At 62.6% G+C, this 20,373-nt stretch carries 20 protein-coding genes and 1 tRNA gene; 13 read left to right on the plus strand and 8 right to left on the minus strand.

Annotated features, from left to right (window positions below; genetic code table 11):
* The first annotated feature begins 202 nt into the window (after positions 1-202).
* Positions 203-1,855 (plus strand): choline dehydrogenase, encoded by a 1,653-nt coding sequence (betA, locus tag CO670_RS31180; protein ID WP_097593859.1) that lies wholly within the window; start codon positions 203-205, stop codon positions 1,853-1,855.
* A gap of 18 nt (positions 1,856-1,873) precedes the next feature.
* Here the strand turns inward: betA and CO670_RS31185 are convergent, their stop codons facing one another.
* The 3 genes from CO670_RS31185 to CO670_RS31195 form a co-directional block, all read right to left on the minus strand.
* A complete protein-coding gene (locus tag CO670_RS31185) occupies positions 1,874-2,344 on the minus strand; it encodes a DUF6644 family protein (protein ID WP_097593861.1) in 471 nt (156 codons plus the stop codon).
* A gap of 9 nt (positions 2,345-2,353) precedes the next feature.
* The gene (locus CO670_RS31190) at positions 2,354-2,740 is read right to left on the minus strand and encodes a DUF6152 family protein (protein ID WP_097593862.1); all 387 of its coding nucleotides are present in this window, start codon (positions 2,738-2,740) and stop codon (positions 2,354-2,356) included.
* Between the two features lie 101 nt (positions 2,741-2,841).
* Positions 2,842-3,288, minus strand: a complete 447-nt coding sequence (locus CO670_RS31195) for an Rrf2 family transcriptional regulator (protein WP_097593864.1) — start codon at positions 3,286-3,288, stop codon at positions 2,842-2,844.
* A 420-nt stretch (positions 3,289-3,708) separates the two neighbouring features.
* Between CO670_RS31195 and CO670_RS31200 the strand changes: the two genes are divergently transcribed.
* The 4 genes from CO670_RS31200 to CO670_RS31215 all read left to right on the plus strand — a co-directional run bounded on the left by CO670_RS31200 (position 3,709) and on the right by CO670_RS31215 (position 7,923).
* Positions 3,709-4,452, plus strand: a complete 744-nt coding sequence (locus tag CO670_RS31200) for a phosphoadenylyl-sulfate reductase (RefSeq protein WP_097593866.1) — start codon at positions 3,709-3,711, stop codon at positions 4,450-4,452.
* A 17-nt stretch (positions 4,453-4,469) separates the two neighbouring features.
* Positions 4,470-5,423 carry a sulfate adenylyltransferase subunit CysD gene (gene cysD, locus CO670_RS31205; protein WP_097593883.1) on the plus strand — a complete coding sequence of 318 codons (954 nt, stop codon included), beginning with the start codon at positions 4,470-4,472 and terminating at the stop codon, positions 5,421-5,423.
* Between the two features lies 1 nt (position 5,424).
* Positions 5,425-6,909, plus strand: a complete 1,485-nt coding sequence (cysN, locus tag CO670_RS31210) for a sulfate adenylyltransferase subunit CysN (RefSeq protein WP_097593867.1) — start codon at positions 5,425-5,427, stop codon at positions 6,907-6,909.
* A gap of 372 nt (positions 6,910-7,281) precedes the next feature.
* The gene (locus tag CO670_RS31215; protein ID WP_097593869.1) at positions 7,282-7,923 is read left to right on the plus strand and encodes a redoxin domain-containing protein; all 642 of its coding nucleotides are present in this window, start codon (positions 7,282-7,284) and stop codon (positions 7,921-7,923) included.
* Positions 7,924-8,084: 161 nt separating this feature from the next.
* Here CO670_RS31215 and CO670_RS33575 read toward each other — a convergent pair whose 3' ends face one another.
* A complete protein-coding gene (locus CO670_RS33575; protein WP_245426146.1) occupies positions 8,085-8,471 on the minus strand; it encodes a hypothetical protein in 387 nt (128 codons plus the stop codon).
* Here CO670_RS33575 and CO670_RS31220 point away from each other — a divergent pair.
* Positions 8,443-10,323: a PBP1A family penicillin-binding protein gene (locus CO670_RS31220; RefSeq protein ID WP_245426153.1), complete on the plus strand. Its 1,881-nt coding sequence runs from the start codon at positions 8,443-8,445 to the stop codon at positions 10,321-10,323. The two genes, CO670_RS33575 and CO670_RS31220, sit on opposite strands and share 29 nt — an antisense overlap.
* A 4-nt stretch (positions 10,324-10,327) precedes the next feature.
* Positions 10,328-10,492 (plus strand): hypothetical protein, encoded by a 165-nt coding sequence (locus CO670_RS33190; protein WP_176539068.1) that lies wholly within the window; start codon positions 10,328-10,330, stop codon positions 10,490-10,492.
* On the opposite strand, the gene CO670_RS31225 is transcribed toward CO670_RS33190, so the two are convergent.
* Complete coding sequence (locus CO670_RS31225; RefSeq protein ID WP_097593872.1) at positions 10,467-11,504, minus strand: LacI family DNA-binding transcriptional regulator; 1,038 nt, start codon at positions 11,502-11,504, stop codon at positions 10,467-10,469. The two genes, CO670_RS33190 and CO670_RS31225, sit on opposite strands and share 26 nt — an antisense overlap.
* A 554-nt stretch (positions 11,505-12,058) precedes the next feature.
* Here CO670_RS31225 and CO670_RS31230 point away from each other — a divergent pair.
* Both CO670_RS31230 and CO670_RS31235 read left to right on the plus strand, forming a co-directional pair.
* Positions 12,059-13,561, plus strand: coding sequence for a DegQ family serine endoprotease (locus CO670_RS31230; protein WP_097593874.1), 1,503 nt, complete (start codon positions 12,059-12,061; stop codon positions 13,559-13,561).
* A gap of 426 nt (positions 13,562-13,987) precedes the next feature.
* Positions 13,988-14,188, plus strand: coding sequence for a hypothetical protein (locus tag CO670_RS31235; protein ID WP_097593875.1), 201 nt, complete (start codon positions 13,988-13,990; stop codon positions 14,186-14,188).
* A gap of 55 nt (positions 14,189-14,243) precedes the next feature.
* Here CO670_RS31235 and CO670_RS31240 read toward each other — a convergent pair whose 3' ends face one another.
* Together CO670_RS31240 and CO670_RS31245 are read right to left on the minus strand one after the other, a co-directional pair.
* A complete protein-coding gene (locus tag CO670_RS31240; protein ID WP_088678387.1) occupies positions 14,244-14,429 on the minus strand; it encodes a hypothetical protein in 186 nt (61 codons plus the stop codon).
* 203 nt (positions 14,430-14,632) lie between these two features.
* Positions 14,633-14,709 (minus strand) — tRNA-Pro (locus CO670_RS31245).
* Between the two features lie 263 nt (positions 14,710-14,972).
* Here CO670_RS31245 and CO670_RS31250 point away from each other — a divergent pair.
* Positions 14,973-15,380: a hypothetical protein gene (locus tag CO670_RS31250; RefSeq protein WP_097593876.1), complete on the plus strand. Its 408-nt coding sequence runs from the start codon at positions 14,973-14,975 to the stop codon at positions 15,378-15,380.
* Between the two features lie 213 nt (positions 15,381-15,593).
* On the opposite strand, the gene CO670_RS31255 is transcribed toward CO670_RS31250, so the two are convergent.
* Positions 15,594-16,544: a LysR substrate-binding domain-containing protein gene (locus CO670_RS31255; RefSeq protein ID WP_097593878.1), complete on the minus strand. Its 951-nt coding sequence runs from the start codon at positions 16,542-16,544 to the stop codon at positions 15,594-15,596.
* 237 nt (positions 16,545-16,781) lie between these two features.
* Between CO670_RS31255 and CO670_RS31260 the strand changes: the two genes are divergently transcribed.
* The 3 genes from CO670_RS31260 to CO670_RS31270 are packed head-to-tail and all read left to right on the plus strand — an operon-like array spanning position 16,782 to position 20,090.
* Entirely contained in the window at positions 16,782-17,909 is a 1,128-nt protein-coding gene (locus CO670_RS31260) for an alcohol dehydrogenase family protein (protein ID WP_097593879.1), read from the plus strand.
* A 10-nt stretch (positions 17,910-17,919) separates the two neighbouring features.
* Positions 17,920-19,035, plus strand: coding sequence for a mandelate racemase/muconate lactonizing enzyme family protein (locus CO670_RS31265; RefSeq protein ID WP_097593880.1), 1,116 nt, complete (start codon positions 17,920-17,922; stop codon positions 19,033-19,035).
* A 53-nt stretch (positions 19,036-19,088) separates the two neighbouring features.
* Complete coding sequence (locus CO670_RS31270; protein ID WP_097593881.1) at positions 19,089-20,090, plus strand: glycine betaine ABC transporter substrate-binding protein; 1,002 nt, start codon at positions 19,089-19,091, stop codon at positions 20,088-20,090.
* The last annotated feature ends 283 nt before the right edge of the window (positions 20,091-20,373 follow it).

Genomic DNA, 20,373 nt, shown 5'->3' on the forward strand with positions numbered 1-20,373 from the left:
CCCTCCCCAACCCCTCCCCACAAGGGGGAGGGGCTAGCCCGCGGCATCGGTGTTGCCCTCCTTCGATGGCACCGTTTGCGGCGTTGATTTTGGGGTGAGGCAGTGCCGCAAGTTAAGCCCCTCCCCCTTGTGGGGAGGGGTTTGGGGCGGGGTCTTAATGCCCGGTCTTCGGGACCGTTGCAAAAGAATCTAAGGGAACGACATGCAACAAGCAGATTTCGTCATCATCGGCTCGGGCTCCGCCGGCTCCGCCCTCGCCTATCGCCTCTCCGAAGACGGCAAGAATACCGTCATCGTCATCGAGGCGGGCGGCAGCGACTTCGGGCCGTTCATCCAGATGCCGGCAGCACTTGCCTGGCCGATGAGCATGAAGCGCTATAACTGGGGTTACCTCTCCGAGCCGGAGGCGAACCTCAACAACCGGCGCATCACCGCGCCGCGCGGCAAGGTGATCGGCGGCTCTTCCTCGATCAACGGCATGGTCTATGTGCGCGGCCATGCGGAGGACTTCAACCGCTGGGAGGAGCTCGGAGCCAGCGGCTGGGCCTATGCCGACGTTCTCCCCTACTTCAAGCGGATGGAGCATTCGCATGGCGGCGAGGAAGGCTGGCGCGGCACGAACGGGCCGCTGCATGTCCAGCGCGGCGGCTTCACCAATCCGCTGTTTCGCGCCTTCGTCGAGGCCGGCAAACAGGCGGGCTTCGAGACCACGGAGGATTATAACGGCAGCAAGCAGGAAGGCTTCGGGCTGATGGAGCAGACCATCTTTGCCGGCCGCCGCTGGTCTGCCGCCAACGCCTATCTGAAGCCGGCGCTGAAGCGGCAAAATGTCGAAATCCTCTACGGCCTGGCGCGCAAGATCGTGATCGAGAACGGCCGGGCGACCGGCGTCGAAATCGAGCGCGGCGGCAAGGCGGAGGTGGTCAAGGCCAATCGCGAGGTGATCGTCGCGGCCTCCTCGTTCAATTCGCCGAAGCTTTTGATGCTGTCGGGCATCGGCCCGGCCGAACATCTCAAGGAGATGGGCATCGAGGTGAAGGCCGACCGGCCTGGCGTCGGCGCCAACTTACAGGACCATATGGAATTTTACTTCCAGCAGGTGAGCACCAAGCCGGTGTCGCTCTATTCCTGGCTGCCCTGGTTCTGGCAGGGGGTGGCGGGCGCGCAATGGCTGCTCTCCAAGGGTGGGCTCGGCGCCTCCAACCAATTCGAGGCCTGCGCTTTCCTGCGCTCGGCACCGGGGCTGAAGCAGCCCGATATCCAGTATCATTTCCTGCCGGTGGCGATCAGCTATGACGGCAAGGCGGCCGCCAAAAGCCACGGCTTCCAGGTGCATGTCGGCTACAACTTGTCAAAATCGCGCGGCAGCGTGACGCTACGCTCACCCGATCCCAAGGCCGATCCGGTGCTGCGCTTCAACTATATGAGCCATCCGGAGGACTGGGAGAAGTTCCGCCATTGCGTGCGGCTGACCCGCGAGATCTTCGGGCAGAGCGCCTTCGACAATTATCGCGGACCGGAAATCCAGCCGGGAGAAGGCGTGCGAAGCGACGAACAGATCGACGCCTTCCTGCGCGAGCATCTGGAAAGCGCCTATCACCCCTGCGGCACCTGCAAGATGGGCGCCAAGGACGATCCGATGGCGGTGGTCGATCCACAGACGCGCGTGATCGGCGTCGAGGCCTTGCGCGTCGCCGACAGCTCGATCTTCCCGCATGTCACCTACGGCAATCTGAACGGCCCGTCTATCATGACGGGCGAGAAAGCGGCCGACCATATTCTGGGCAAACAGCCGCTGGCGCGCTCGAACCAGGAACCGTGGATCAATCCGCGCGCGGCGGTCAGCGATCGATAAGATCAGGCGATCGGAGCTTCAGAGAAACCCGATCCAGCGTCCGGCGACCACGGCGGCGATCCAGATCGCCGCCGACAGTGCCGCGGAGAAACGCAGGCCCGGGCGGACGATTCCGATCGAGATCGCCGTTTTCCAGCCGCGCCCGAGGTGAACCGTCAATAGGTTGAGCAGCCCCAGTCCGATCAGGCCAAGCTTGGCGAGGAATGCCGGATTTCCCGCATATTCCACCGCTCGCACGCTGAAGAGGCAGAAGCCCGTCAAAATGGCCGCGGCGAGACCGATGCCGGCGGCGCGGGACAGGAACGGAGCGATGATTTCAACCGGCACCTTGCGGAAGACGCCGGCAAGCCTGAGATCGAGCGGCAGAATGGCGCCGACGAGAAGGCCGATCGCCAGAATATGCGCGGCATTGACGAACATGTAGAGCGTCGCGGAGCGGCGGAGCGCGACCGCAAGTGTCGTGGCCTGCAGCCATTCGAGAGCGTCCATATCGGCCGGTCAGTTCGTGCGGATGCGGTCCGGATAGATGTCGTAGCGTTTCTCGCCGATGGTGATGCGCACGGCCTTCATCCGCTTCTCCTTCGGATCCTGCGAACGGTTTCCGAGCGCCACGACCTGGTCGCCAGGTTTTGCGACACCTTCGACGAAACCGGAGCGCTCCGTCTGGCGCGGATTGCCGAGTTCGACCCGCCACACGCCGTCATCTGCGGTCGCGACATCGAGTGTGGGATGCGGCCCGCCCATCGATATGGTCTGGATGGTGCCGCGAAGCTCGATCTGATCCGCCTCGGCCCACGACCAGCCGTGATGAGCGGCCGCACCCGTCGCAAGCGCAACCGTCATCCCGACCGCCGCGAAGATACGTTTCGTTGAACGTGTAGACATCGATGTTCTCCCTGCCCGAATGGACAGGCAGGTGGAGCATCATAAGGCCAAGAAAAGGCGTTTCACCAAATCTTGAAGGGAAAAGGGTGCGCGGCTGTTGCTCAGGCCAGCAGCCGCGTGACCTCGGCGGTGCGGGCCGGCTGGGCGGCGTCGGCGATGGTCGTCGAGAACAACACCTTGCGGGTGGCGTCGGCCACCTTGGCGAAGACGTGGCGGATCTGGCAGCTCTGCTCGCCGTCGCAATCGTCGCATTTTCGATAGGCGGTGATCGACAGGCAGGGAAGCGGAGCGATCGGGCCGTCGATGATGCGCAGGATTTCGCCGAAGGTGATGGCATCGGCCGGCTTGAGGAGAAGATATCCCCCCTGCTTGCCGCGACGGCTGACGACGATGCCGTGATGTTTCAGGTCGAGGAGGATCTGTTCGAGAAACTTCTTCGGGATCTTCTGCTGCGCCGCGATATCGGAAATCATCACCGGTTCGTCGGCATCGGCATCAGCCAAGACCGTGAGCGCACGCAGCGCATATTTCGCCTTTTGCGTAATCATCTCAGACCATCAACACACACAGGCGGCACGAATCTTCGCACCACTTCAGGAATACTTCCGTCTCTATTGCACAGCCAGCATGAACGGAATTTGAACGCGCCGGAGAAAGCCTTGAGAGACAAGCGTTTTTGGCCTTGTTTTTCGCTCTTGGCCAAACTCAAGTAATTTATGCCAAAACCGGGCGGTCTGCACGTTTTTCGGCATCAATTCAGATTTCCGATTGACAGGCTGCGTGTAACTCTACTATTTCTGTAGACATTAAGGCGGCTGCCGCGGATTTTGTCCGCGGGCGGCTGCTTTTCTGCATTGCGGCAGCTTCGGAGAGATATTTGCTCTTGCGGCCGCAGCTTTCGAAATCCCTTTTTCTGTCCGATCCATGCTCGAGCTGCGATACTCCCGTCAACTAAGGACAGGATTCTCATGACTGTTACAAATCCAATTGCAGAAGCCGAGGCGCTGAACGACAAGCTGGCGGGCCTCGACCTCGCCGGACGTCTGTCGCTGGTTGCGGGCCTCGGCGGCCGCGTGGTGTTCACCACCTCTCTCGGCATCGAAGACCAGGTCATCACCGCCGAGATCGGCACGCACCGCCTGCCGATCGATGTCGCCACGCTGCAGACCGGCCGGCTGTTTCCCGAGACGCTTTCGCTGATCGATGAGACGGAAAGCCAGTACGACATCCATATCATCCGCTACGAGCCGGAGCAGGCCGACATCGATGCCTATGCGGCGAAATACGGCATGAACGGCTTCTACGAGAGCGTCGAAGCCAGGCATGCCTGTTGTGGCGTGCGCAAGCTGAAGCCGCTTGCGCGAGCACTGACGGGTGCGACGATCTGGATCACCGGGCTGCGCCGCGGCCAGTCGGCCAATCGCGCCGAGACGCCTTTCGCCGAATATGACGCCGAGCGCCACCTTCTGAAGATCAACCCGCTCGCCGACTGGGACATCGACAGGATCAATGCCTTCGTCGCCGACAACGGCGTCCCGATCAACCCGCTGCACGCCCGTGGCTACCCCTCGATCGGCTGCGAGCCCTGCACGCGCGCCATCAAGCCGGGCGAGCCCGAACGCGCCGGCCGCTGGTGGTGGGAGCAGGACGAAAAGCGCGAATGCGGCCTGCATGTCGCCGAAGAGGCCGCGGCAGTCGCCGCACAGCAATGACACGTCTGGAGTTTGAAATGCCCGATACCCGTCAGGATACGGAACTGACCAATCCGCAGAGCGCCAAGCCGCCGCTCGACCCGCATCTGAAGGCGCTGGAAAACGAAGCGATCCACATCTTCCGCGAAGTTGCCGCCGAATTCGAGCGTCCCGTGATGCTCTATTCGATCGGCAAGGATTCCTCCGTGCTGCTGCATCTTGCGCGCAAGGCCTTCTATCCCGGCCGCGTGCCCTTCCCGCTGCTGCACGTCAACACCGGCTGGAAGTTCGCGGAAATGATCACCTTCCGCGACGAGATCGTGAAGAAATACGATCTCGATCTGATCGAGCACATCAATCCGCGCGGCGCGGCCGAAAACATCACGCCGTTCACCTACGGCTCGGCCCGCTACACCGACATCATGAAGACGGAAGCGCTGCGCAATGCGCTCGATGCCGGCCAGTACGACGCGGCCTTCGGCGGCGCGCGGCGCGACGAGGAAGCCTCCCGCGCCAAGGAACGCATCTATTCCTTCCGCACGCCCGACCATCGCTGGGATCCGCGCAACCAGCGCCCCGAGCTGTGGAACGTCTATAACGGCCAGATCCGCAAGGGCGAAAGCGTGCGCGTCTTCCCGCTGTCGAACTGGACCGAAGTCGATATCTGGCGCTACATCCAGGCCGAAGAGATCCCGATCGTGCCGCTCTATTTCGCGGCCAAGCGCCCCTATGTCGAGCGCGACGGCATGATGATCGCCGCCTCCGATCCGCGCCTCGAGCTGCTGCCCGGCGAAACCAAGCAGGAAGATTTCATCCGCTTCCGCACGCTCGGCTGCTTCCCGCTGACGGGCGCCATCCGCTCGACCGCCACCACCCTTGAAGACATCATCGCGGAGCTGGAAATCGCTACGGTTTCCGAGCGCCAGGGCCGCGCCATCGACCGCGACCAGTCCGGTTCCATGGAAAAGAAGAAGCGTGAAGGATATTTCTGAGATGACCGCAGCCGTTCCCGCAAACGTCGTCGCCGTGCCCGCCGCCGAGCCTCTGAAGGCCCAGCGCGACTCGCGCCCGTTGCGCCTCATCACCTGCGGCAGCGTCGATGACGGCAAGTCCACGCTGATCGGCCGCCTGCTCTGGGACACCAAGGCAGTCAAGGAAGACCAGGCGGCGACGCTTCGCCGCGATTCCACCGGCAAGCAGAACGATCTCGGCCTTCCCGACTTCGCACTGCTGCTCGACGGCCTGCAGGCCGAGCGCGAACAGGGCATCACCATCGATGTCGCCTATCGCTACTTCTCGACCGACAAGCGCTCCTTCATCGTCGCCGACACGCCCGGCCACGAGCAGTATACCCGCAACATGGCGACCGGCGCTTCCACTGCCGATCTCGCCGTGCTCCTGGTCGATGCCCGCGCCGGCATCCTCGAGCAGACGCGCCGTCATGCGACGATCGCTTCTCTGCTCGGGATCAAGCAGTTCGTGCTCGCCGTCAACAAGATCGACCTGACGAACTACGACCGGGCCGGCTTCGACAAGATCACCCACGAGTTCAAGGAATTCGCGCTGTCGCTCGGCGTCAAGCAGATCACCGCGATCCCGATGTCGGCGCTGAAGGGCGAAAACGTCGTCTATTCCGGCCAAGGCGCCATGCCCTGGTATAACGGCCCGACGCTGGTCGAAACGCTCGAGCATGCGACCGTCCGCTCCGGCCAGACGACCGGCTTCCGCCTCTCCGTCCAGCGCGTCTCGCGTCCCGGCGAAAGCTTCCGCGGCTATCAGGGCACGGTTGCCGGCGGCTCGGTGAAGCCCGGCGACAGCGTCATGATCCTGCCGTCGGGCATGGTCGCCAACGTCACCAAGATCGTCACCTTCGACCTGGTGCGCAATGCCGCCGTTGCAGGCGATGCGATCACGCTCGTGCTCGACCGCCAGGTGGATGTGGCGCGCGGCGACATGATCGTTTCGATCGACAGCCAGCCGCAGACCGGCCTCGCCTTCGACGCGCAGGTCGTCGCCCTGCAGCCGGAAGGCATCGAAGGCGGCAAGCGTTACTGGCTGAAGAGCGGTTCGCGCCGCCAGCGCGTTCAGGTAGAGCCCGTCAGCCAGCTCGAGCTGAAGACCGGCTCGTGGAACGCGGCCCAGCGGCTCTATATGAACGCCATCGGCAAGGTGCGCCTCGTCTTCGACGAAGCCGCGATCTTCGACCCTTACGAGCAGAACCGCGCCACCGGCTCCTTCATCCTGATCGATCCTGAGACGAACAACACCATCGCCGGCGGCATGGTGACCGGCAAGCGCGCCGATGTCAGCGGCCTGCACGGCAGCGATGCCCGTGTGATCCTCTCGCTACCGGCCGATCTCGCCGAACAGATCATGGCGAGCGAGCTTTTCGCCAACCGCCGCCACGAGGCGGAGGTACGTCGCATGACGGCGTCGGAAGCGGCCGAACTCTGGTCGAGCGCGGCAAGCGATATCTGATAGGGATTGAGGGGTTGCCACGAGAGATCGGTCCAGCCCCTCACCCGCCTGCCAACACCGCCCGGCCTGTAGAGAAAAGGGATGCCGCGCCCTCTCTCCGCCCTCATCCCGGGGTGCCGTGTGGCTGGTCTCCCAGCTCAGCTTTCTGTGCCGGCCTACGCACGCCCAAAAATATCAGAGTTTGCAGAAAACGGGCTTTTTCAATTCACGATTCGCTGTTTGCCGCTTGTCCGCGGGCCAATATGAGCCCATTTTAGATCGGATCCTGGCGGTGCGGTAAGCCGAGAGGTCAGGCCTGCAACGCTCAATCTCGACCTCGAAGCACTGACGTGGCGCCTTTTCTCGACTGATCCCCGAGCGAGGAGGTTGTCCATGTCCACGCGCTATGTCGACCATCCGCTACAACCGGGCGACCGGGTGCCGAACGTCGAGTTCGATGCGATCTCCTGCGAGGGGAAGATCGCACTTGAAGATTTTCGTGGCCGCAGCCCCTTGTTGATCGGTTTGTTTCGAGGCCTGCATTGTCCGTTCTGCCGGCGCCATGTCGCGGCCATGGCATATCTCAACCCGATGCTGCGTGAGAAAGGCGTCCAATCCCTGGCTGTCGTAAACACGCCGGTCGAACGCGCGCGGCTCTATTTCCGTTACCATCCGATACCCGATCTTCTTGCCGCTTCCGACCCGGTACGGGCTTCGCACCAAGCCTTCGGCCTACGGGAGGTCGGGATCGACGCGGTCATGGCGATACGGATCGATCTTCCGGGCGAGTTGCCCGAGCCTATGAGCGTGATGGCAATGGACGATTTTCTGAACGAGAAGGAAGGATATCAAATTACGGAGGCCGATCAGCAGATGATGACTGCCGACCACGGGCAGCTTGTCGGTCAGTTCCTGATAGACCGGGAAGGCATCGTGCGCTGGAGCTTCACTGAAGTTCTGGAGGCCGGGCTCCAGACATTCAAGGCACCGAATTCCCAGGAATTGATGTCGGTCGCTTCCGAAATCGCACTTTAAGCTTCACTGTCATGGACGCAGTCTGCCGGGGCTTTTGCGGTAGAACACGCGACATCACCCGGCTATAAAGCTCATGCTGCGTGGCCTTTTTAGCGGTAATCGATGCCCAATTCTCCCGAATCCTCAGGTGAAAGTGTTAGCAGTTCGAGTTCGGATCGCAATCAGAGCCCGGATTCGGCAGCGCCGGCAGCCGCCTCGGCTTCGCCGAAAACCACCCAAGGGGACGGGTCGCAGCCGCCGAATGGCTCCTTCGGCCAGACCAGGCAGGCCGCCAGAACTCTGTTGCGCGCGATACGCCAGGATGTGCAGGCAAGTTCTGCCGCGGCAAAGATCAAGACGGCCGCATTGTTTGGGGGAGCGAAGCTCAGGAGGTCGATACGGCCTGGAATGGCGTCGGCTCCCCTGACATGGATGACGACTGCTTTGGCCGGGGCGGCGCGCCGTATTCGCGTTCGGTGCTCAAGCCCGAGTAAAAGCCGACAGAGCGCATCGTTCATTGCCGGATGGCGGAAATTCGCTTTGGGGTTCGTCTTTCTTGTCTGCCTCATCGTCGGGAGCGTGCTGGTGTGGGCACTGAAAGACGTGCCCTGGAGCGAGATCCGGGATGGAACGTTGAAGCCGGTCGTCGTGCTGGAAACCGCCGACGGTGCGCCGCTGGTACGACAGGGACCCTATCAAGGGCCATATGCCCGATACAACCAGTTTCCGCCGCATCTGATCGATGCTGTCCTTTCCATCGAGGATCGCCGGTTCATGGATCATTTCGGCATCGACCCCAGGGGCATCGGCAGGGCGTTTCTGCGGAACCTGGAGGCTGGCTCGGTGGTGGAGGGCGGCAGCACGATCACCCAGCAACTGATCAAGCTGCAATACCTCGACAGCGACCGAACGATCAAACGAAAGATCCAGGAGGTCGTCATCGCGTTCTGGCTGGAGTGGAAGCTCGGCAAGGCGGAAATCCTGACGCGCTATCTCAACAGCGTCTATCTTGGCGCCGGCGCCACCGGCATGCCTGCCGCCGCGCGCATCTATTTCAACAAGGACATCGGCGCCCTCAACCTGCCGGAGTCGGCGATGCTGGCGGGATTGCTGCGGGCGCCGAGCCAATGGAATCCCATCGACAATTTCGAAGGCGCCCGGCAGCGCACCATGGTCGTTCTCGACGCCATGGCGGCCAATGGCAAGATCACCGCGCCGCAGGCGACGGAGGCCAAGACGAGTTTTACCAGGCTGCACCCAACGACGCCCACGCCGCGCTCCGGAAGCTGGTTTGCCGACTGGATTTCGCCGCAGGCAAGCGAAATCGCCGGCGCCTCGCCAGGTTCGACTTCGGTGCGCACCACGCTGGTGCCGCAGTTGCAGCAGATCGCCGAACGGGTCGTGAAAAGAGCCCTGGACAGTGAGGGAAAGACGGTCGGCGCATCGCAGGCCGCCTTGGTTGCGATGACGCCCGACGGCGCGGTCGTTGCGATGGTTGGCGGGCGCGACTACAAAGCAAGCCAGTTCAACCGCGCCGTCACTGCGATGCGCCAACCGGGCTCCACCTTCAAGCTGTTCGTCTATTACGCAGCCTTGAAGGCTGGGCTCACCTTGTCCGACCGGGTTCTGGACGCGCCAATTGACATCAACGGCTGGTCGCCGGAAAATTCCGGTGGCAATTATCGCGGTTGGGTAACGCTTGCCGAGGCGTTCGCGCGATCGCTCAATGCCGCGTCAGTGGCGCTTGCCGAAGAGGTCGGTCTCGACAATGTGATCGCCGCAGCGCGCGAACTCGGCATCGATGCGCCCATGGCCAATACGCCGTCCTTGGCGCTTGGCACATCCGAAGTCAATCTGCTCAACCTCACCAGCGCCTATGCGTCCGTCCAACTCGGCAAGGCCCCCGTCAAACCCTGGGGCATCATCGACTTTCAAGCCGCGGGGCAGCCCAAGACGTTTCGCGTTGGCTCACAATCAAAGCCGAATGTCGATCTTTCGCCTTACCAGTCCGATCTCCTCGGCCTGCTGCAACTGGTGGTCGAGCACGGTACCGGACGCGGCGCAGATCCCGGCACGTTTGCGGCCGGCAAGACCGGCACGAGCCAGAACAATCGTGATGCCTGGTTCGTCGGCTTCACGGAAACGCTCGTCGTCGGTGTCTGGGTTGGAAATGATGACGACGCGCCGATGAAGGGGGTGACGGGCGGCACCCTGCCGGCGCATATTTGGCGGGACTTCATGCGCGAGGCGACGAGCGAACCGACGCTGAACGGAGTGCGATCGTCGGAAGCAGTCGTCGATGGCCAAGGCGCATCCCAGTCCTGCAACATCACAGCCTGCTCGCGCAGCTACCGCTCCTTCCGGCCGTCCGATTGTACCTATCAGCCATATTCCGGCGGCCGGCGGCTTTGCGAAAAGTGATGGGATGAGCAGAGATCGAGCCATCCTTTCGCTGCCGGCCAATCTTGCCGAACAGATCATGGCCAGCGAACGCTTCGCCAGCCGCAGCCACGAGGCGGGGGGGCGCCGCGAGGGCAGCCATCAACTCAAGAGATCGGAGCCGATTACCGCGTCGAACCCCGCGGAATAATGGTAAAGCCCAAGTCGGCCTTGTCTTCGTCCAGCGGCTCCTCGCGGATGGCGCGCAGCAGCATGTCGGCGACCCGGTAGCCAATATCGTAGCGCGGAATATGCACCGATGTCAGCGACGGCTCGACGAAGGGCGAGAATTCCAGATCGTTGAAGCCGCAGATGCCGATATTCTCCGGCACGCGGATGCCGCGCTCCTTGCATTCGATGAGGACGCCAAGCGCCAGTTCGTCGCTCTGGGCAAAGACGGCATCGATCTCGGGCACACGCTCCAACAGGCGGGAGAACAGCTCCCTGCCGAGGCCGGTGCGGCTTGCGGCATCCCCGCCGATGACGAGGTCGGGATCGAAACATCCGGCTTCCCGCATCACAGCCTCATAGCCTTCAATGCGGCGCCGCGAGCGGACATCGGCGCCGCGGCCCATGAAGGCGATCTTCCTATAGCCCCTCGACAGCAGAAAACGGGTGGGTTCGGCGCCTGCCGTGTAGTGATCGAGGCCGACGACCAGGCTTTGCGGCTCCTGGCTGAGATCGGTGATATGGGCGATGGGACAGGCGGCGCTGTCGATCAGCGACAGAAGATTCCGATAGGATTCGGCGCCGGCGATGATGACGCCCGCCGGCTTCTGCGTCAGGAAGGATTTCAGCAGGCCGGCCTCTCCCTCGACGTGGTGCAGCGTACTGGAATATTGCACGGTGAACTCGGTGTTGCGAAAGCGGTCCTCGATACCGACCATCAGGCCGGTGAAGCCATACTGGTGCAAGGCGGGCGTGATGACGCCGACGATGCCGTTGTGGCGGCCGGCAAGTGCCCGGGCGGCGAGATTGGGGATATAACCCATCTCTTCCACCGTGCGCAGGATCACCTCGCGCAGATCCTCGGAAACGATTTCAGGATTTCGAAGCGCGCGCGAAATAGTGATGGGACTGACGCCCACCTTCTTCGCCACATCGCTGAGCTTCACATGCGCCCCGCGCCTGGGCTTACGCCCCGGCTCACCTGCCTTTACCATCACGCCTCATAAGCCGCCGCGAGACTCGCCTGCCCTCGATTCGCAGTCCCTTACTTTCTGAAGAAGAAATAATTTAGAGTCTACTAACATTTTATATTCGCACCGCCGTCGCGAAATATAACTTTCATCAAGAGCAGCCGTTCCGTTCGTTGGAAAATTACGCGGACTTGGGACGATCGGATCACCGCCCCGCGGCGTAAGTCTGTTTTATTTTTGGATGAAAATCGCCGGGGATCGCGATGCAGGCGCAAACCGCGCCGGAAATTCCATACCTCGACCACCGAACCGGGAGCACAGAGCAGAAAGATTAAACTCCAGTAATGTCTTACAAATCGGCAATATAAACATGATCAATATTTAATTTGCAAATCATCCTGACGGGATCATATGAATCTTCAGCGCGAATTCTTCTATTCCCTCCCCGTCGCCACACCACCTCGACGACAGCGCGTTCCGAAAAGAGGAATTGGCGCCCATACGCCATCCGACGCCAGGTCCATGACATGGAACCACGACGCCATCAAAAGCCAACGCTCTCGCAAGGGACCCTCACCATGTCACATATTCTCAGCAAACATCGCGCCGCAGCGCTTGTCGGCGCCGCCGTCATCGCCGGCGCGGCATGCCTGCCCTTCGCCGTCAACTCGTCCAGCGCCTTTGCCGCACCTTCGGATACCGGCGGGATTCTTGCCGCCAGCGGTTCCTTCGCCTCCATCGTCGACGCGGACAAGCCTGCCGTCGTCACCATCACCACGACGATGAAGGCGACCGACGTCAGCGCCGATCAGCAATCGCCGATGGACGAACAGTTCCGCCAGTTCTTCGAAGACCAAGGCATCCCGCTGCCGCACCCGGCGCCGCAACACCGAGGTTCAGAGCACGCGATGGCGCTCGGCTCCGGCTTCATCATCAGCTCCGACGGGGTGATCGTCACCAACAATCATGTCATCGACAATGCCGTCGACATCAAGGTGACGCTCGACGACGGCACGGAGCTTCCGGCCAAGCTCATCGGCACCGACCCGAAATCCGACATCGCCGTGTTGAAGATCCAGGCGCCGAAGCCGCTTCAAACCATCACCTGGGGCGATTCCGACAAGCTGAAGCTCGGAGACCAGATCCTTGCGATCGGCAACCCCTTCGGCATCGGCACCACGGTGACGGCCGGCATCGTCTCAGCGCGTGGCCGCGACCTGCATAGCGGGCCCTATGACGATTTCATTCAGATCGACGCGCCGATCAACCATGGCAACTCAGGCGGACCGCTGGTCGATCGCCAGGGCAATGTCGTCGGCATCAACACCGCCATCTACTCGCCGAACGGCGGCAGCGTCGGCGTCGGCTTCGCCATCCCCTCCGACGAGGCCAAAGCGATCGTCGCCAAGCTGCAGAAGGACGGCTCGATCGATCACGGCTATCTCGGCGTGCAAATCCAGCCTGTGACGAAGGACGTTGCCGATGCCGTCGGCCTCGCCAAAACCGGCGGCGCGCTGGTTACCGCCGTCACCGCCGATACGGCGGCGGCACGGGCCGGCCTGAAGTCCGGCGACATCATAACCGCCGTCGGCAGCGAAACGGTGAAGACGCCGAAGGACCTGTCTCGCCTCGTCGCCGACCTTTCGCCGGGCGCCAAGGAATCCGTCAGTGTCTGGCGCGACGGCAAGACGATCGATCTCGCCGTCACCGTCGGCGGCAATGAGAACACCCAGAAACAGGCAGCAGCCGAGAGTTCCGGCAGCGAGAGCCAGGGCGCCGGCCAGCCGAGCCTCGGCATCGGTCTCGCCGACCTGACGCCCGATGTGCGCCAGCAGCTCGACCTGCCGCGCTCCGTCAGCGGCGCGGTGGTCGCCAAGGTCAATCCCGATAAGGCGGCCGCTGCCGCCGGCATCCAGTCGGGCGACGTCATCGTCTCGGTGAACGACAAATCGGTCCACAACGCCCGCGACGTCAAGGCCGCGGTTGCGGAAGCCGGCAAGGCCGGCCGCAAGTCCGTGCTGCTGCTCATCGAACGCGACGGCAACAAGACCTTTGTCGCCGTGCCGTTCGCGGCAAGCTAGAGCGTAAGGGATCTGAAAGATCGCGACGCGCGTTAGACCGCGTGATCCTGGATAAGGAAAAGCCTGCGGAAGCGGGCTTTCCGCCGACGGCAAGCGTTAATGTTATGCCCGCCATCAGAGCGTGGAATGTCCAGCCTCGGTGCAGAAAGAGCGTGCTTCTGTCCAGGAAAATGACAGAGGAACAGGCGTTGCACCGTTGCCTGACAGCCCCATCGAAACGCCGATGCACAATCTGTGGGTGAATTAACCCTACTGGCTTACCTTAATATCAGCATCCGCTTGAATACGGCGCCCCCTGTGCCATCGTAGCCTTGCGATAATCATTCTGGTCCCCGAGAGCGACACGCCACCGGGACCACGGCTCGGCCCTTCCCCGAAAAGGCGGGCTTATACGCATGGCTCAGCAATTCAAACGGAGGGTATGCCATGAGCAACGTCTTGGAATTTCGTGCTAAATGCCCGCAGGCCGAAACTCTTTCCGACTGCCGGGGAGTGCTTGAAGCGGCCGTGATGAAGATCGTCAGCGATGCCGTCAGCAAGGGATATTCGCCTGCGGAAGCAGCCATGGTGGTTGCCGATATCGCCGACGACTACATTCTCATGCTGTCGCGTCAGCCACGCCACTGATGCATATTCCAGCCCGCATCTCCACGCTGCGATGAGGCGTCGGTAGACGGCGCGGCTAACGCCACCTTGGCTGCCGCGGCGGAGCATTGGCCTGGATCTCATGAAGCGGCGCCCGGTGGCCCAGCAGTTTCTTCAGCTTCTTCTCTTCCGCCGGACCGATCCCGAACTTGCGGCAATGCTCCGCAACATCGTGCTCACGTGGGCCGGGGATACGAACTTGGCGATTGTTCATGGTCTTCATGGCTATTTCCTCCTGGAAGGAGAACCATCAGGCCGCCGATTTGTTCGTTAGCAATATCTAAAATTTAAGACCCGGTGTTTCAGTTCGGGCGAAGAAGAAGATGCCTTCAACGCCGGGAAACGGCATCAAGCCATCGATGCCAGCCCGTTTCACTGCCGATTTGCAGCGGAAACGAAAAACCCCGCCGAAGCGGGGTTTCTAGCTGGTCGGAGTGGAGTGATTCGAACACTCGACCCCCACGTCCCGAACGTGGTGCGCTACCAGACTGCGCTACACTCCGTGACCAGCGGCGCTTCTATAGAACAGCCTATCTGGTTGCACAAGCACCAAATTCCAAAAAGTCGACGGAATTTTTGACAGGGGCGTGACAGGCCGCGAAGGGCAGCGGCTGCTGCAAAAAGACACACCCGGAGCAAATTGAGCGGAAGTGCCGAACGGGCAATTTTCTTTTGCCGGGTTCCGCGCTAAAGGGCTCGGCGGGACAGGCGAAACCGCCGCGACGGCGGCTTCGCAGCCACTGCGCTTGAGATCAGGGACGACACGATGAAACTCCGCACTATGACCGCGGCCGGGCTTGCAATTGCGCTTGCCGGATGCACGACCATTCCTTCCGCCGGCAATCCGATCGAGGCCCGCTGGGTCGGCAAGTCGGCCGGCATCTTCTTTGCCGCCTTCGGCCCGCCGATCAGCGACCGCGAGGAAGGCTCGTCCACCATCTATACTTGGCGCGGCGGCTACAAGACCGTGCGCATTCCCGCGAAATATGCCGAAGGCGCCGATGGCAAGCGCGGCAAGCAGATCTCCGCCGCCCGCACCGCCTATCTGCGCTGCCAGGCCGAAATCACCACCAATTCCGACTACACGATCCGCGACATCCGCACCGTCGCCGACATTCCCGGCGTCAACGGTCCGTCCTATTGCGCGGAGTTCCTGGCGCCGGAACAGAAGTAACGGACGGTTCGTCCGAGGACACGGGTATCTGAGACCGCGACCGGCCCCTTCCGGCTGCTGCCACCCTCAACCTTCCTTATTCCTGTACTCGTCACAGGAATAAGGAAGGTTGAGGGTGGCGCTGTGACGTTTTCGGGTCGACACCCGAGGACAGCCGCCTTTGTCGAGGCGATGCGCTATCGGGTCAGGCCGCGCATCGGACGAAAGCGACCATCAGGACGGTTTGCGGGATATTGCCGCGCTGCGGGGCGTCGGTGCTGTTCTTTCTTCTTCGGCGAGCATCCTGATCCAGTCGCGCAGCGCCACGGCGGCCGGAGGAAGCGTGCGGCGGCTGCTCCAGGTGAGGTAATAGGCGCCAGGATCGGGAACGACGAGGTCGGTGAAGCGCACCAGATCTCCCTTTTCGACGAGCGGCCCGACCAGGCGGTGCCAGCCGACGACCAGCCCCTGGTCGGCCATTGCCGCCTGCAACGCCACGCTGAACTTGCCGAACCGCCTGCCGCTGACGGCGCGATAGGGCACGCCGGCACGCAGCAGCACCTCTTCCCAGCCGGTCCAGCCGGGCTCGACCCATTCGACGTTCAACAGCGGCAGATCGGCAAGATCGGCGGCCGCAGCACCCGCGTGTTTTTCGGCGAAACCGGGGCTGCAGACCGGATAGAGACAATCGTCGAACAGCAATTCCGCCGTCTCGTCGATCCATTTGCCCGATCCGTAGCGGATGCGCAGCTCCAGCTCCGATCGGCGGAAGACCTTGAAGTTGTCGCCGATCAGGTGATCGACCGAGATGTCGGTGAAGCGCCGCCAGAAATCCGGCATGCGGGGAATGAGCCACATCGAGCCGAACACTTCGCTGCAGGCAATGGTGACGTTGCGGGCGCTGTTTCCCTGCTTGATCGAATTGACCACCTCGGAGGCCCTGGAGAAGCCGCTGGCGAGCGCCCGGTGCAGTTCCTCGGCCGGCGCCGTCAGCATCACGCCCTTGCCGGTGCGCACGAACAGGGCGACGCCGAGTTCCTGCTCGATCGACTTTATCTGCCGGCTGACGGCCCCTGTGGTGACGTTGAGCTCGGCCGCCGCCAGGGTGAAATTGCCGTGCCGGGCGGAGGCCTCGAAGGTGGCAAGGGCGGTCAGCGACGGCAGGCCATAGAAACGACGGACCATTAATCTCTCCCCATCTCAGCGCCTGGGGGCGCGGGTTGATATTTCCGCCATGATAACGCGAGCAAACCGCCCTGTCTTGAGTTCAACTCAACGCATGCCGGATTTTTATGAGTCTTGCCTTCAAGGCCTGCCTGCCGTTTTCATGGGACCCATAAACAGCATGTCGCGAGGAAAAGACGCCCGTCCGGTGCCCGGCCGCGCGTTGGGCGACGCTATTTTTCGAGGTCCCGAACAAGCATGAACATCGAGACGACAAGGTCGAAACCGGCCGCGCAAGGGCTGCCCGAGCGGATGAAGGGCGTTCTCCTCACCGGCCACGGCGGCTTCGAGAAACTCGAATATCGCGAGGACATTCCGCTTCCCCGGGCCAAAGCCGGCGAGGTGCTGATCCGCGTTACCGCGGCCGGCATCAACAACACCGACATCAATACCCGCATCGGCTGGTACTCCAAGGCGGTGACAACAGGCACGGAAAGCGGCGGGGCGACGGGTTTCCAATCGGCAGAAGACACCGACGCCAGCTGGTCCGGCGTGCCCTTGGCCTTTCCGCGCATCCAGGGGGCCGATTGCTGCGGGCGCATCGTCGATGTCGGCGACGGTGTCGATCCCATCAGGATCGGCGAGCGGGTGCTGGTGCGCAATATGCTGCGCTCCCATGTCGATTATCGCCCCTTCGAATGCTGGACCTTCGGCTCGGAATGCGACGGCGGCTTCGCCCAATATGCGGTGGCGCCGGCGCGCGAGACATACAGGGTCGAGTGCGACTGGAGCGATGTCGAGCTGGCGTCGCTGCCCTGCGCCTATTCCACCGCCGAGGGCATGCTGCACCGCGCAGCCGTCGGCGCCGGCGAGCACGTCCTGATCGCCGGCGCCTCGGGCGGCGTCGGCTCGGCGGCGATCCAGCTGGCGAAGCGCCGCGGCGCCACCGTCACGGCGATCGCCAGCCCCGACAAGGCCCAGCAATTGCTGGCGATCGGCGCCGACACGGTGCTTGCGCGCGGCGAAAGCATCGCGGCCCACCTCGGCCGGGAGACGGTCGACGTCGTCCTCGATGTCGCCGCCGGACCGTCCTTCGGTGAGCTCCTCGATGTCCTGAAGAAGGGCGGGCGATACGCCGTTGCCGGCGCCATCGCCGGGCCGATCGTCGAGCTCGACGTCAGGACGCTCTATCTCAAGGACCTGACTTTCTTCGGCTGCACCTTCCAGGAGGATGTCGTTTTCGAAAACCTCGTCTCCTATGTCGAGCGCGGCGAAATCAGGCCGCTCGTCGGCAAGACCTATCCCCTGAGCGAGATCGTCGAGGCGCAGCGGGATTTCCTGTCGAAGCGCATCGCCGGCAAGCTCGTTCTCGTCATCCCTGAATAGAAGAACCAACATGAGCGAACTCAAAATCGAAAAAATCGATGTCTTCAAGGTCGATCTGCCCTACCGGGGCGGCGTCTACCGGCTGTCGGGCGGGCGCGAATACCGAAGCTTTGATGCGACGATCGTCAGGATCACGGCGCAGAACGGGCTGGAGGGCTGGGGCGAGAGCACTCCGTTCGGCTCGACCTATATCGCCTCGCACGCGCTCGGCGTGCGCGCCGGCATTGCGGAAATTGCGCCTGGTCTGATCGGGCTCGATCCCCGCCGCGTCGATCGCATCAACGATGCCATGGACCAGGCGTTGGTCGGGCATCTGCATGCCAAGACGGCGCTGGACGTCGCCTGCTGGGATCTCTTCGGCAAATCGGTCGGCCTGCCCGTCTGCGAGCTGCTTGGCGGGCGCACCGACATCGAGATGCCGGTGATCTCGTCGATCTATATGGGCGATCCGGACGATATGCGCCGGCGTGTCGCCGAGCATCGCCAGATGGGTTACATCGCCCATTCGGTCAAAATCGGCGACGAGCCGGCCGTCGACGCCGCCAGGATTGCCGCCTCGCTCGCCGACAAGCGGCCCGGCGAATTCTTCATCGTCGATGCCAATGGCGGCATGACCGTCGAAACCGCGCTTCGCATGCTGCGGCTCTTGCCGGCCGGGCTCGATTTCGTGCTCGAAGCCCCCTGCGCGACCTGGCGCGAATGCATGTCGCTGCGCCGGCGCACGGATGTTCCGATCATCTTCGACGAATTGGCGACGGACGACGCGGCGATTGCCCAGCTGATCGGTGACGACGCCGCCGAAGGCATCGGCCTGAAGATCTCCAAGAATGGCGGCCTGACCCGCGGCCGCCGCCATCGCGATATTTCGGTCGCCGCCGGCTACACCGTCAGCGTCCAGGAAACGACGGGCTCGGACATCGCCTTCGCCGCCATCGTCCATCTCGGCCAGACGGTGCCGGAAAAGAACCTGCGCTGCGTGCTCGAATGCCGCGACATCGTCGCGATCAAGACCGCCGACGGCGATTTTACTGTGCGCAACGGCCGCGTCACCGCGCCCACCGCACCCGGGCTTGGGATTGCGCCGCGCCTCGAAGTGCTCGGAGAGCCGGTGGCAAGCTACTTCTAAACAGGAGACGCGGCGCCCTGTCCTATCCGACGCCGCAAAAAGAGGGAACGAAAATGAAAAAACTGCTTGCGTCCACATGTCTGCTGGCCGGCCTTGCCGGCGGCGCATCGCTGTCGCACGCCGCCGAATGCGGCGACGTGGTGCTGGCCGTGCACAATGCCCAGAGCGCCGAAGTCCTGACCTTCGTCGACAAGTTCATCCTCGAGAACGGTTACGGCTGCAACGTCGAGACCGTTCCCGGCGACACGGTGCCGACGACGACATCAATGGTGGAAAAGAGCGAACCTGACGTCTCCTCCGAAACCTGGGTCGACCTCCTGCCGGAAATCGTTCCGCGCGGCATCCAGGAAGGCAAGATCGTCTTCGGCGCCCCGGCCCTTCCCGATGGCGGCATTCAGGGCTGGTGGATCCCGAAATATGTCGCCGACGCCCATCCCGAGATCAAGACCGTCGAGGATGCGCTTGCCCATCCCGAACTCTTCCCCGATCAGGAAGACCCGAGCAAGGGCGTGGTCTTCAACGGCGCCGAAGGCTGGGGCGCGACCGTCGTGACGACGCAGCTGTTCAAGGCATACAATGCGGCCGACAAGGGCTTCACGCTGATGAACCCGGGCTCGGCGGCCGGCCTCGATGGCGCCATCGGCAAGGCCTATGAGCGCAAGGAAGGCTTCATCACCTATTACTGGGCGCCGACGGCACTACTCGGCAAATATCAGCTGGTGATGTTGAAGCAGAACGGTTCGGCCGATCCCGTCGAATGGAAGCGCTGCATCACCAACCTCGCCTGCCCCGATCCGAAGGTTGCCGACTGGCCGGTCGACAAGGTGATGACGGTGCTGACCAAGAAATTCGCCGACCGCACCAGCCCCGAAGTCATGGCCTATTTCAACAAGCGCGGCTGGAGCAACGACACGGTCGGCAAGATCATGGCCTGGGAAACGGAAAACCAGGGCACCGGCGAAGACGGCGCCAAGCGCTTCCTCCAGCAGGACGAAAGCATCTGGTCGCAATGGGTCCCGGCCGACGTCGCCGAGAAGGTCAAGGCCGCGCTTTGACACGTCAGGAAAAGGTTGGCGACCAGCCCTAACCGGCTGCCGCCGCCTTCTCCAGGGGAGAAGGGACATGCCGCGATCCCTCTGTTCGTAAGGTAGGTTCCTTCTTCCTGTCCCATCACCCTCCGTCACATTCGGGTTTGACCGCAGTGCTTGCGGCCATGGGTCCTCGGGTCAAGCCCGAGGACGGGTGGGGAACGTATGTGGCAAGAACCGTAAGCGTGGTGATTTGTCAGACTGCCGTCTTTGTTTACGCAATTCCCAGCCAAAACCGCCCGCGCATCTT

This window comes from Rhizobium sp. J15, from assembly GCF_002531825.1.
Classification (GTDB): domain Bacteria; phylum Pseudomonadota; class Alphaproteobacteria; order Rhizobiales; family Rhizobiaceae; genus Rhizobium.